Genomic DNA, 13,439 nt, shown 5'->3' on the forward strand with positions numbered 1-13,439 from the left:
CGATAACCCATACGACATTCATGACGCAAAGTTGAGCAGTTCAGCGACAGCTCATGAGAGCAGCTCCGTGACAGCTCATGAAATCAGCAACACTCCGCACACTATAACGCCACCACCGCCCTGGTCCTGATCTTCACCGTAAAATAACTTATGAACCATCGAATATAACTATTTCCATCTTAATCTATACCTTTGCGTCACTCATCCGATGCCCGCTCTCTTCCGCGGGCACCGATAAACTGCTCCCACTTCGAGTTATGCCAATGCTGGCCCTTCATGAAGTCTTCTGGATTCTCCGGGCGGTTTACTTCCCTTCAAACACCTTACACACTTCCCTGTAGCTCTCCACGTCCCCGACGTCATACCGCTTCCCGGGCATCACAAACGCGTGCATCGGCACCTGCCGGCTCAGCCACGCCGCGAAGCTTCCCGGAGCGTCCGCGCCGCATCCCGCGGCCAATGCTTCCGGAATCCGCTTCACGTCCTCCCAGCGATAGAAATAAAACGGCGGCACAGCGAGATGCCCCTTCGGCACCTTCGGCTTCTCCTCATACGACGTAATGAAGCCCTGCTCATCCATCGTAATAATCGCCGTCTTCTGCTGTTTCTTCAGCTCCCGCTCCTCATGGCACATCACACACGACGTCCCCCGCGCCTTCGCGAACTCGATGAAGCGACACAGACTGAAATCCAGCACGTTATCGCCCGCCATCACGAACACATCCTCATCGACACCCGCCTGCTCCAGCGCAAACTGAATATCCTTCACCGCCCCGAGCCGCGTCTCGTTCGTGCTGGTCCCATCATCCACGACCGTGATCTTCTGCGCCTTCGTCTCGCCCCAGCGTACGAAATGCTCCGCAAACTTATGATTCGTCACCACGATAAACTCATCGATCTCCGGATCCGCCGCGAGATCATCCACCAGCCAGTCCAGAATCGCCTTCTCACCGACCTTCAGCAGCGGCTTCGGAAAATTCTCCGTCAGAGGATACAGTCTCGTCGCATACCCCGCCGCCAGAATCAAACACTTCATAATCGCTCTTCCCTTCTCAAATACCATTCATCCGGCCCGACATCCCGCCGAGTCGATCCCGCCCCGACACATCCATCGGCATCCGAGCCCAAGCCCCGACGCCTCCATCGGCCCCGAAGTCCTGCCCGAATCCACACGCCCGGGCGTCCGTCACACCAGCTTCACGCCATCCTCACTCTCGCACACATGCGCCTCGTACTTCCCGCTCAGTCCCGGAAACGCCCTCAGATACGCGTCCGTCACCGTCCGCTCGATCCTCTCCGCCTTCTCCGGATCGATCAGCGCCATACAGCAGCCCTTGAACCCGGCCCCCGAGAACCGCGCTCCATACACGCCATCCGTCTCCCGCAGGATCTCATACAACCGGATCAGCTCATCACATCCGCACTCATAGTTGTGGATGCTGCTCCAGCCACTCTCGAAGACCAGCTCGCCATAGCGGCCAATGTCTCCGTCCTCCCATGCGGTCGTTCCTTCTTCCACGCGCTGAAACTCTGAGTAGTAGTGCTCCGCCCGCTTCCGAAAGCTCTCCGGCAGCCGGTCCTTGTACGCCTCGAACACCTCCAGCGGCACATCCCGCAGCCGCGTATTCGCGAAGGTATCGTAGTCCATCCCCGCGTAACTCATCAGCGCATACGCCGCAGCCTTACACTCATCCTGACGCAGATTGTACTTCGAGTTCTTCAGCGAACGCTCGAGCCCCGAGAAGAAAATCCCGATCTTATACGGCTTCATCGCCGGATTCGTATCGATCAGCCGATACTGATCATCCCGCGTATCGAGATACAGCAGCCGATTCTCCCTGCACAGCACCTCACAGGACTGATCGAGCTTACCGCAGTTCACCCCAACGTACTTATTCTCCGCCGCCTTCGCCATCAGGATCAGCTCCATCGGCTCCAGCTGTATATGATTCACCCTGCACAGCGCCACGAGAAAGGCAATGATGACGGCCGCAGAGGAGGACAGCCCTCCGATCGGCAGCTCGCCCTCGATCACGGCGCTCATGCCCACCGAAAGCGTATGCTTCTCCGACAGCATCAGCGTCGCCCCGCGAAGATGATCCGCCCAGTCGCCCACCTTCTCCTGCTCGATCGAACGAATGTGGAACTGCGCACGCTTCGGAAAGTTCAGCGAACAGAGCTCGATGACACCGTTCTTCTTCGCACTGTACGCGATATGGATTCCCTTATCGATCGCGAGACCGTGGATCTTCCCGTACTGGTGGTCAATGTGGGCACCGAGCGGCGAGATTCTGTACGGACAGAATACCTCACCGTCAGGCAACTTGTGATATAACGACTCATAGGTTTCTAAATAATTCATTGGTTTTCAATTCCTTTTTCATCTGAAACGGACTATGGTTGCTGCTGTAATGAACTCTCCTCGATCAGTTTAAGTTATTAGCTTCGTCGCTATCATCTTTCTCCTATCAAGAATCTAGCAACCTTCCACTTCATCAAAAGTTCACTTATAAAGATAGAAACAACTAAAGCTACGATAAAATTGATGCTGGCATTTGTAAATGGAGACACCTTTCCATTCAATAACGAAATCGTAAAATACATAATCTGTTGATGGAACAGATAGATCGGCATCGTATACGGCATCAGGCCACTAATCAGCTTACTACTCTTCCACTCAAAATGACTGGCGAGCATCTGCAAGACACTTCACGCCATAACAGATCCTACAATATGTGACAGTAAACCCAGTATGATACCAGCGACTCTGACTATAACATGTCGACTATCCAGCGACCCGCTAATTGCGAAGATCAGTAAATCCAGCACGATCCACCATATCGGTGATACTTTGTCAGTAATTAATAATTCGTTCTTTTCTCTCTTATCTCGTATCCGCATGCCGATATAAAAGAAAAGTACATACTGACATGCATTCCAAATACAAAATATATTCGGAATAATTCTTCCTCCGATACTGCCTACACCGTAAAGCACTATACTGATGATCCACCCAATAGCAGGATTCTTCAGCATAATAGTTCGTATCGGCCAAACGATAGCAAACACACCAAATATCATCCATAGAAACCATAGCTGACTAGGATTGATGCAAAGAACGTACTTTTTCACGAGATAACTCATATCCCATCTAAAGTAGTATTCCGATACTGGGATGACCCACACAAGCGCCACGAACATATACGGCACCAGCAATCTTTTTACCTTGTTTTTTATAAACGGGATATACTCGCTATACCCCCCCCCTGTTTATTTTATAGGTAAAGATATATCCGGAAACTAATGCAAACGCATAGATATGAAATGAATTTAGCCACTCAAATAGCGCATTTAAGCCACGTGATGGCAATGCCGGATTATCTGTAAACCAATGTCCTGACCAGAATGCGCACGCATGTCCCAATATCACCAGCAACATCAGGATAGTTTTTACAAATCCACAATTTGATAATTCTCTTTCCATGCTCTCTCATATTACCTCGTAAAAATCGTCGTTACCTTTTTCAAAATCTTCATCGTATTCGTTCTGTAAAATGTCAGGTTAATCGCCGAAACAATTGCAATACTAACTGCAGCTACAATTGCCGCGTACAAAACCCATGCTGCATAGTTAATTGCTGACAATTGAATATTTTCAGTAATCACAATCATAAATAATAGCGTCAGAACGTCCACCGCTACCTGCTTAATAAAATTCTTAAATGGCCACTTGATGAGATTTTTTGAATCATATAGCGCCATCCATACGGTCTGATAGCCCATCGCAATTAACGTTCCGATCGTCACACCAATTAAGCCATAATGTTTCACCGCCAGAATCGAAATTATAATATTTAAAGCTGCTGCCACGATGTAATTGCTCTGGGTTTGTTTATAATGACCTGCAGCGAGAATCATAAGATTATATGGAAGCCTCAGGCAGTGTCCTGCATTCGCCATTACCAGTAAAAACGCAAAGAGCGGCTGCACATAATCAGCATCCAAAACTCCCTTTGTATATACTTGCACGAAAGGAACAATCGTAATAGCCGCCACACCAAACACGAAGATTGTGCCCGTATGGATCATCCATTCTGTCCATCCAAACAGATCCTTCAGTTCCTTTTCTTCTCCGTTCGCCCACAGTTCTCCCATCAGGGACTGAATGCCATTCGTCATAGAGAGAAACAGCTGCTTAACGCCTTTGACCACCAGAAAATAGACTGAGTAAATTGAAACCGCCGAAAGTGATGCAAACATCGTCAGCACAACAATATCTGTACCGTCGAGAATCACTGCTGCAACATGCTGTGCAATTCCGTTCCACTTCTGTTTGATCGGTTCTTCTGTATAGGTGATCTTACGATTGATGTGATAATGTCTTCGAACATAAAGATAAATCACAAACGGCTGAAGCAGGTAAATCAAGGAAGTTGTCAGCTTTACCATCTGAATTCCGCAGTCAAGCTTAATTAGTATAAAACACGCGACCGTATTCAAAATGATCGCCACCGTCTGCGCATTATACTGTACGTATCCATGCTGATCTGCTGTCAGAAGCAGTCGGTTCACAATACCGAAATAGTACTGAGCGAAAGAACTTATGGATATCACTATAATTAATGTTGCCGTATAGACATGTCCGTACTGCTGTTTCGCAAACATCGGATAAAAGATGACTAGGAAAACAACATAGACAAGCAATATCCTTGCGATCGTCCGAAAAAAACGATTCGCCGACTTGATGACTCTGCTCACCTGATCCTCATCATGCTCCGCCAGTGGCTTATACAGCGATGATTGAACCACCGCACCGACGCCAAGCTCCAGGAAGGAGATGATACCCAGAAACTGCGTGATCGAATTGACTAGACCATTCACATCCGAACCAAAAGCCGTCAAAATAAGCCGCGGTAGAATAAATCCGCAGATTATAGTCGTCACCTGAAAAAGTAACGAAGAAAATGTATTATAGGCTAAGCGCCTTTTTCTACCATCTATTTGCACCAACGTAATTCCTCTTCTTTCTAAGGTTTCGGAAATAGACCTAATCGTATTTAAGATAGTTCTGCAAATTGCGTCATCATGCTTGCCGCACTTAATGCAAATGATTTTGACTCTTTCGAAAATGAATATTCCCCCAGCATAACTGTATAAGTGGTATTACTATAAACATCTCCGAAAATAGCCTCATACAGCCTCTTGCAGCATTCTTTTTTGGATATGACTGTTTTACCATCTTCCTTCTGAAATGATTCACTAGGATTGATCAGATATGGTAAAATTACATTAACTTTATCAGCCATCAATAGTTCTTCTAATGGTCCACTGTCCTGTCCGTTTATAAAAGCATTATACTTTGTAACATTCGTCATTTTTAGTCCAAGTAACAGTGGCACTATAAAAACCATGATAAATGTTTCACCTTTTCCCTTTGGAAATGGTAATCTATTCCTTGTGTCTGCTCGAAGTATCTCATATGCAGCTTTTTTAGCTTGAGTAGACAACCTTGTTATTTCACGCAATTTGAGATCATACATCTTTATCACTTGTTTGATCACAATATCAAAACTATGTGATTCTATCCCTAAATTCAGACAGAACCGGCTTGTATCCGCTTCTGGCAGATCAATTCTTAATTCAAAGAACCTATCCAAATACCTATTTGCATCAAATTCATTGCCATAATAGTGCCGTATCGTATGTTGTAACTGCTCTAAGTTAACAGAAAATACAAACGTGATTCTTTCATCATTAATATAGTGTTTAATTTGTTCGAGTAATTGAACTGTATATGACGGTTTACATCGATCCAGCTCATCAATAAAAATAATCAGGCGATTTCCTCTTTCGCACAGGAGGCCTGTGATAAAGTTCTCTATCTCTTCCTCTATACTCTTTTCTTCTTTAAATTTTGTAAATATGTCTTCAGATTTAAAAGCTTTAATGATTCCACTTATATTACGCCCTGTAATGGCTTCTGCAATCGATCCCGCTTTTTCCGCCACGCTCTTATCAGTCAACGAAAACTCAATACTAAACTGCTTCGTGATTTCGTAGATTAACGATAATATAGGCTCTGCATCATTATCATATTTCCATGCATCAAAATATATAGCGACACTATGATTTGGAGCTTTTTCTTCTTCACTAAATGGAATACTACTTATCACCTTCGTTCGCTTCTCTTCGTCCATGTCACTAGACTCGTTTAGTACATTAATAACAATCTGCGTCTGACGAACAAAAAAAGTTTTTCCGCTCCCCCATTTTCCATCGATTGCAATTGACCTGAATCCATTTTCAGACTGGAGGAGTCTATAAAAATACCTAATGGCATTATTCCTATTAATAATGTTGTCACACAGGCAATCAATCAGATTTTCTTCAGTTGGTAGTAATTCCATTGTATTCATCACGATACCTTCTCAAATTTCTCTGGTATTTTCAGTGTTTCTATCGCTCTATTATCATCACTGGCACAAAATGTGATTTTGATGCTCTCTCCGTCATCAAGTAATTCTACTTTTTTCTTAACTCTATCGTAGTCCATGATTCGTGCGCTGATGAATGATCTCAAAACTCTGAATTCCAGTTCAACACCGAACAGCTCTACATGATCGACCCAGACAAACGAAAGATTATGTACTTCTGTATTTTCCAACGATTTCAATTCTTCTCGGAAATGCTGTGTTGTAATACCTGTAAATGTCGCCTGCGTCCACGTTCCTTCAATCTGATCTTTTCGTATCAAGTCCGAGATACGTACGATCTTATCAAAATCTGCGATACTAACCCCGCCTTCAGACGGAAATTTCACATCAAAAAAATCTTCTATCGTACACACCCGTTCCAAGTAATCAATTTCTTCATCAACGGACGCAAAACCCGTATGCAGCTCAAAATCGTTGATGTATCCCGCAAGAAAATCTTCACCCTCATCCAGCAGATAGATATGAAGATCTTTCTCTTTAGAAAGAGTATTCATGAACTTTACATATTTTAGTCGATCCTTATTACTTCCTTTTTCAATTTTAATATTAAAATCTGGTTGACTAGGCTTATTCGGATTAATGCGTATTTCAAAATAGAGATAACCATTCTGTTCTTTATTACCGATGACATAGGTACCATCATCCTCTATTTCCTGAGTTCGCAGGAGAACATAATCGAAGAATACCTCTGTGCCAACCTTTATCGAACACGGAAATGCCGGCGGAAAAGCAGGTGGTTTTGCAATCATAGTCTTTCCAGCAAGTCCTGCAACATCATCCTGAAACGGATCTGGTTTTTCTCCTAAATATTTTTTTACCATCTTCACTTCCATGATCATCGGAAGCTGATGTCTATAAGCATAGACTAACGGATTACCATTTGGATCATTGTAATATTCATTACCAAATCGTACAGCACCAGTGAACGTCATAGAAGGAGGAAATCGTTTCGCAGCTTCGGGTGTTACCGGTGCGCTAATCAGATTTCCATGCGCATAATCAATTTTAAAATCTGGATAATATGGGTGTTTAACAGATATATAATCAAGGAATTTATTCAATTTCCTTCCTATATCATTTATTCTCCCTTCCTCAGCATACTTCTCAGCTTCATCTAACGAGAATAATGATCTGCTTTCTGTAATCTTATCTAAAATCAGATTCGTTTTATCGTTAATCGTCGCAACTGTAGTATTTGTGGACTCATTCACTACTTCTGTCACTGCTTCTACTGCTTCAGAAGCAATAATATAGTCCTTCATAGAACACTGTTTATGGTAAAAATCTCGGATGATATCCAAACTGATAGCGATCACATCTGCGACTTTTTGCTTCCGCTCTGGTGTATCTGCACCAGAATAAGTAATCGCACGATCAATTATCATCTTTCGGGCGTCTCCACGCATTTTACTGTTCGGCGAGAACACGCGGGTTGATACATCTTTGAGAAGATGATGGCTTATATAATCTATCAGTCCCTGGAAATCAATTTCCTCCGCCAGTGAACACATATCAGCGTACTTACGCTGACTTTCAATAAAGGTAGTCAAATCAGCACGAAGTTTATGTTCTTCTATTTTTCTTTCGCCACAGTTCTTTGCCACATCAAGCCCAAGCTCTGCTACATACTCTGCAATTGTTCCAAGCATCGTGCTGCTCCTTTCCATTAATCAGATTAATATGTTGATTTTACAACGACTTTATATTTTGTATTACATTCTGTCATTTAAATACTGCTATAGTACCTCGTTGGTTCCTGATACTTTATCTAGTTTTAACCACATTTTATTAATCTATGGTAATATTAAATATAACTATACTGTATGCTGCAGTTTATCTACTATTTTTTAAGAAAGGAAAAACGTCATGAATTCAAGTTCTGAATCCGCCCTCGTAACTCAGTGCACTTCCCACGCCCTTACCCGTTCTCTGCAGCCTGTTCTTCTCTTCATTCTGGTTATTTTCCTTGCTATGGTGTCCTCGCGTTCCGCGATGGCTGCGGAGCCTCCAAACTCTGCTCATCCTCCTAGTCGTACTGTGTCCGCATCTCCGGCGCTTCGTACATCCCGCACCCGAAACGCACACCGTCCTCAGTCCGATACCGGCTGGTACTATGCTGACGACTCGCGTCACTGGTACTACCAGGTCCCGACACAATCTACTTCTCTGCTCACAGCAGCACCTCCATCCGCGTCACCTCCTGACGCACAGGATTCATCATCCCTACTTCTAAAAACCGGCTGGCACCATGACGTCGACGGCTTCACCTACTACTTCGATCCGTCCGACGGCCATATGCTCGCGGGCATCCACACGATCGACGGCATAGAGTACAGCTTTCTTCCGGAGCGCGACCGCGGCAACTATCATCAGGATAGCCTCGGTGCCTGGTTCTACCGCGCCAACGGCCTCGCGCCTTACGGCTCTCTTCTTTTTTCTCGCTCCCGCAGCGACCGTCACGCTACGCCGACCGCCACTCGTCCGGCCGATACAGATCGCGATCACGAGCTTATCGACTCGGAGGATCTCGTCACCGATCGGATTACGATCCCGCCGAAGGCCTCTCCGTCTGAACTAATTCGCGACGACGACCCGGATACCGGCACGACCGCCACTCCATCTGAGCTTCCGCGTGAGGACGATTCCACATCCACGCCTTCTGAACTTCCACGCGAGGATGATTCACCGGCCACGCCTTCCGAGCCACCACGCTCCGGAGACACACCTCCGGCAGCCCCAGACCCAGACTCCACGGATCCATCCGAAACACCGGATCTGCCATCCCTGCCAGAGACTCCCGATCCAGAAACACCGGATCCGACAGCGCCACCTTCCGACGACCGTAATCACGCCCACACGACGGATCCTGCTGTTCATTGTATCGCGACCGATGACTGGTCGACAATCCTCTCAAACCGTGACGCCTATGCTGACTGCATCGAGCATCACTGCACCGCTCTTCTGTGCCTGAGCGGTCCACCAGTTTCCTGGCCGCTTCCGTCGACTGACACCACGACGCAGGACTATCCGCTCTACGTCTCGCTCGTCGACGCCAACGATGGCCAGCTCACCTTCGCGCAGGCCTACGCCATCCCGGAGTTGAGTGCTGTCCCGATGTATGTCGGTACCAGTCTTCATGATTCTGAATCTACACCGACTTACAAACAGTCGAACATAGGCGGTCTCTGCGATACCTGGCTGTTCCGTACACTGGTCGGCACTGGAACGAACTCACCGTTCAAGTTTTATCTCAAAGACGGGGACGGCACATACTCACAGCACGAGTTCACCTATCCAGGCTATCAGATTCGCATACCAGACGCTAACGAAAACCATGGTACTGAGTTACTCCCACTTCAGTCGACGAAGAGATATATAAGTCGAGGCTACCAGGCTGAAACTCCTCGTATTGAACGTAATCGTTATACGACTTACCTGTCCGACGAACGAAAGATAGAATCAACTCTGCCTCAGCTGTTCACCAAAGGAAAGATGAAGTCTTCACAGCTGTGGTTCCCGTCAACGCAGGAACTCGCAGAATATACCATCGTGAAGAATGAATGCGCAGATGAGTCGACATCCAGTACCAGCCAAACCACTACCGGCAGTTCCAGCAGTTATATCCCGCAGGATGCCAATGGTGATCCGCTTCTCAGCATCTATCTTAAGTCCGAACGCCATATACCGGCCCTCGCCGATAGCTGGCGCAGCGACGAATCCTACTGGCTCCGAAGCACACCATCCGCGTACCTCAGCGATGAAACCTACGCCGAACAGGGCATGGCCAATGAAGTCACACGCGACGAGTACTTCCTCCAAGCCGACAGAGCTGGAAACATACGCGCCGCACACTACGACGATACTGCTGCCGTGCGACTAATCTTTACCATCAAGTAGCTCTAGCATTATTATTTGTTTTTTCTAACTATATCCAGACCAAACCATACAAAACTACTCCATCCGCCGTGGCACATAGGCACTGCAGTGTCACGGCGGGATTATAGTAAACACACTTTCGTTAAGAATTCTCCAAACGCGTGTATTATATTCTCCGCGTATTTAAGCAGAGTAAAATAGTTCCATAATGCGAAATCCGTAGTGTAGTAAAATGATCCACTATTTCCCTTATTAAAAGACTTATTGTCTTATCAACTGGAGCAATTCATCATAATCAATCAGTTTAATTCTACCATTTAGTTGTTTTACCTCTTCCTTCGCGTCACGTGTAAAGTATGATGTCGTGACGATAACGCCTTTATCAACACATTCTTTTTGTAAAACCGAAAATAGTTCTCTAACTACATTTACACCTACCGGTCTCCTTGGATTATATCGCTTACATTCAAAGTAAGTTGTATATAGAACTCCTCCCATCTCGAAATCTGCGACAATGTCTTTATGAATATTACGGTTCAAATGTACCCCTGTTCCGAAGGAACGGATACCGACAGTCCGGCACTATGATACCGTGAGTCCGGAACAGGGATACCACATTTGCTACATGCGAGTTTACTCGCTTAATGCCGGATCCAACCCGTATACTTCACGCATGGATCTGTAATTCGCTGGATCCGTCGGGATGATGTTGATCTTGTAAGCATCATGCTTGATGCGATCCAGGATCGCTTCCGCGAGCGGACTGTCATCGCCTCCCAGTTGATCGAACCAGCCATTGCAATCATACTGAGAACAAAAGATGGTTGACGACTTCTTGCGTCTCCTATGTAGGAGTTCCAGTATTGTTAACTTTGCAAAAAAGTTACACTAAAAACCTCTAGGGCTTCAAAAACGTCATGACTTCATCCAGACTTTTGCCACTTTGCAGGTAGGCTTCCATGATCTCCTCGGATTCGATCTGACGCTTCTGCTCCTGTAGATCTTTGAGTTTGTCTGCGAGCTTGTTGTATCGGTCTTGAATCTTGGTCATTTCAGCTTCTGTTTTGCTGATTTCCGATTCAATTGTTGCTGTCGATTTCTTCCGCGCCATTGTCACTTTCCTCCGTATTCATTAGAGATTTGCTTGAAGCCAGAAGCTTACTGATTTCATTAGCACTATCAAGGATGCTGTCCTCGTCGAGCCCAAACGAACTTAGGATTTTTTTCTGTGTTCTGGTAACGGCGTGGTCGAGTTTATATATACCGCCATTTCTGCGGACCATTTCGATTTTTTCAAGCTCTCGAATCGCTGCAGGAACTGTCAGGTACTTATACCTCGACTCCATCTTTATCACCTGCTCTTTCAGCAGATTATAGATCCGGTTGCGCACGATAAGGGCAATGAATTCAATAAAAATTCTTGAGGAGGTGCTCTGCGCAGAGGGCGTCCGTTCGCTTCTTGCTCCGATAAAAGTTTTGTCAGACCGGAACAGCTTTTCGGAAATCTCCCTGCCCTTATACTGGATGAGGGCCTGTGCAGCGGTCATCTTTTCAGAAGTTATGATACAGAAGTAGCCGCAGAGCTTCAGCTCCCTTTCAATAACTTCGGATTTTTCCTCTGCACCCTGGAAAATCCCTTTTCTGTCATAGTGCAGATGGAAGTAGGTCTGATAGGTTTTGCCAAACTTTTCATCCCTTCCTACACGTCGTTCAAGGAACTGACGCATTTTTTCAATCATCTGTTCCAGACGCTCCCTTTCGGCAGCCTGTCTGGACGGACTGTAATAAATGTGGAAATACCGGTCCCTGGTGTCATCCTCAAAAAGACGGGATTTCACAGTGGTTCCGTATTCCCTGTATGCGCGGATCAGGTCAGACCGGTTGGTTTCAAATGATCCCTGCACTTCAAGAACCAGTGAGGATACAAGCGCCTTTCGGCCCTTGCACATGATAATGAATGTATATCCATTCCTATCGATGTACTGGATATTTTCTTTGCTAAAGTATCCACGGTCCAGGATGAAACCGATCTTCTCGTATCCGTAATCGATCACCTTATCGACCATGAAGGTGAACTCAGAAACATCAGTGACCGATCCAGGATACTCTTCATAGAAGAGTGGGACCCGGTTGGTCTTGTCCATCGCTATGGAAAGGTTGAATACCGGCAGGCCTTTGTCATCCTTAGCTTTGCCGAATTCAACGATATCAACTTCTCCGGCCTGACTATTCTTGTTTGTGGAATCATAGGAAATGTAGATCCTTTCCTTATGATTCCGGTTCCGATTCCAGTCATCCAGGAAGTTGATACACTGATCTTTCGTGATGGAATTCAGGAATCTGCTGACCTTGGAATCGCTGTAGATCTTCATCTTATCCGAGAAAAGCGGATGGGTGAAGGCGTAATCAGGATAGTACTGACCAGCATTCTCTTCATCAATGATCAGGTATGCCACAAGATCAAGGAGAAGACCGGTATCTTTTCCGAACCGCTTCTGCAGCATAGGCCAAAGCTTGTACTCATCAATCGCCTTTTGAACGATGATACATGCCCCGATCTTAAGACAGCAGCTTCGGTAGGCATACGGAAGCTCCTCTGGAATCTCTGCATCCGGGAAGTAGAGTTGAAACTTCTCGTTAGGATACATGAGAGTTTCATCCGTAGCGGACTGCTTCCCGACAATGGAGCGTTGCGGTATGGAATAACGTTTGTCTTTGTTATACTCGCTTCCGTATTGATAGAGTACATAGACATTTTCACCTTTTCTTTTGGTGATGATTTTGCCTTTTACAACCGGAATTTTAACCGTCGTATTGAGATACATGGCATCCTTTTATTTAGTGTAACTGTTACACTAAATATATCAGGATTTCTGTATCAATTCAAGCCTACAAATGGCGGAATTACGTGGCTTTTGAAGTTTTTTATGCTCGAGTAGAACATTTAGTGGAACTCGCCTGCAAAGTTAACATTCATGTATATTTGAAAGATAGTAAGCGCTCAGTTGTATATGCCGCTTCCTGAGATCACACTGCACGGTTATTTAGTGCACGGCTTCCGCCCGCTCA

The 13,439-nt window shown here is 45.7% G+C and carries 11 protein-coding genes and 1 pseudogene; 1 reads left to right on the forward strand and 11 read right to left on the reverse strand.

Features of this window, described 5'->3' with window-relative positions; genetic code table 11:
• Positions 1-304: 304 nt before the first annotated feature.
• The 7 genes from ACK8P7_RS10370 to ACK8P7_RS10400 form a co-directional block, all read right to left on the reverse strand.
• Positions 305-1,036: an NDP-sugar synthase gene (locus ACK8P7_RS10370; protein WP_410044131.1), complete on the reverse strand. Its 732-nt coding sequence runs from the start codon at positions 1,034-1,036 to the stop codon at positions 305-307.
• A gap of 150 nt (positions 1,037-1,186) precedes the next feature.
• A complete protein-coding gene (locus ACK8P7_RS10375) occupies positions 1,187-2,362 on the reverse strand; it encodes a galactokinase (protein ID WP_410044132.1) in 1,176 nt (391 codons plus the stop codon).
• Between the two features lie 347 nt (positions 2,363-2,709).
• Positions 2,710-3,246 carry an acyltransferase family protein gene (locus ACK8P7_RS10380; protein WP_410044140.1) on the reverse strand — a complete coding sequence of 179 codons (537 nt, stop codon included), beginning with the start codon at positions 3,244-3,246 and terminating at the stop codon, positions 2,710-2,712.
• 7 nt (positions 3,247-3,253) lie between these two features.
• The gene (locus ACK8P7_RS10385; protein WP_410044133.1) at positions 3,254-3,484 is read right to left on the reverse strand and encodes a hypothetical protein; all 231 of its coding nucleotides are present in this window, start codon (positions 3,482-3,484) and stop codon (positions 3,254-3,256) included.
• A gap of 11 nt (positions 3,485-3,495) precedes the next feature.
• Positions 3,496-5,007, reverse strand: a complete 1,512-nt coding sequence (locus ACK8P7_RS10390) for a lipopolysaccharide biosynthesis protein (RefSeq protein WP_410044141.1) — start codon at positions 5,005-5,007, stop codon at positions 3,496-3,498.
• Between the two features lie 50 nt (positions 5,008-5,057).
• Entirely contained in the window at positions 5,058-6,416 is a 1,359-nt protein-coding gene (locus ACK8P7_RS10395) for a P-loop NTPase fold protein (RefSeq protein ID WP_410044134.1), read from the reverse strand.
• Positions 6,416-8,143 carry a hypothetical protein gene (locus ACK8P7_RS10400; RefSeq protein WP_410044135.1) on the reverse strand — a complete coding sequence of 576 codons (1,728 nt, stop codon included), beginning with the start codon at positions 8,141-8,143 and terminating at the stop codon, positions 6,416-6,418. Before ACK8P7_RS10400 ends, ACK8P7_RS10395 begins: the two co-directional genes overlap by 1 nt.
• Before the next feature lie 388 nt (positions 8,144-8,531).
• Here ACK8P7_RS10400 and ACK8P7_RS10405 point away from each other — a divergent pair, with 388 nt between their 5' ends.
• A complete protein-coding gene (locus ACK8P7_RS10405; RefSeq protein WP_410044136.1) occupies positions 8,532-10,391 on the forward strand; it encodes a hypothetical protein in 1,860 nt (619 codons plus the stop codon).
• A gap of 240 nt (positions 10,392-10,631) precedes the next feature.
• Here ACK8P7_RS10405 and ACK8P7_RS10410 read toward each other — a convergent pair whose 3' ends face one another.
• From ACK8P7_RS10410 to ACK8P7_RS10425, 4 genes and pseudogenes are all read right to left on the reverse strand, one after another.
• The gene (locus ACK8P7_RS10410) at positions 10,632-10,910 is read right to left on the reverse strand and encodes a restriction endonuclease (RefSeq protein ID WP_410044137.1); all 279 of its coding nucleotides are present in this window, start codon (positions 10,908-10,910) and stop codon (positions 10,632-10,634) included.
• 93 nt (positions 10,911-11,003) lie between these two features.
• Positions 11,004-11,234 (reverse strand): annotated as a pseudogene (locus ACK8P7_RS10415) (ATP-binding protein); the annotation flags it as partial.
• A 34-nt stretch (positions 11,235-11,268) separates the two neighbouring features.
• The gene (locus ACK8P7_RS10420) at positions 11,269-11,481 is read right to left on the reverse strand and encodes a hypothetical protein (RefSeq protein WP_410044138.1); all 213 of its coding nucleotides are present in this window, start codon (positions 11,479-11,481) and stop codon (positions 11,269-11,271) included.
• Complete coding sequence (locus ACK8P7_RS10425) at positions 11,450-13,195, reverse strand: transposase (RefSeq protein WP_410044139.1); 1,746 nt, start codon at positions 13,193-13,195, stop codon at positions 11,450-11,452. Before ACK8P7_RS10425 ends, ACK8P7_RS10420 begins: the two co-directional genes overlap by 32 nt.
• Positions 13,196-13,439: the final 244 nt, after the last annotated feature.

Source organism: Oribacterium sp. P9, assembly GCF_046365365.1.
Lineage (GTDB): Bacteria > Bacillota > Clostridia > Lachnospirales > Lachnospiraceae > Oribacterium.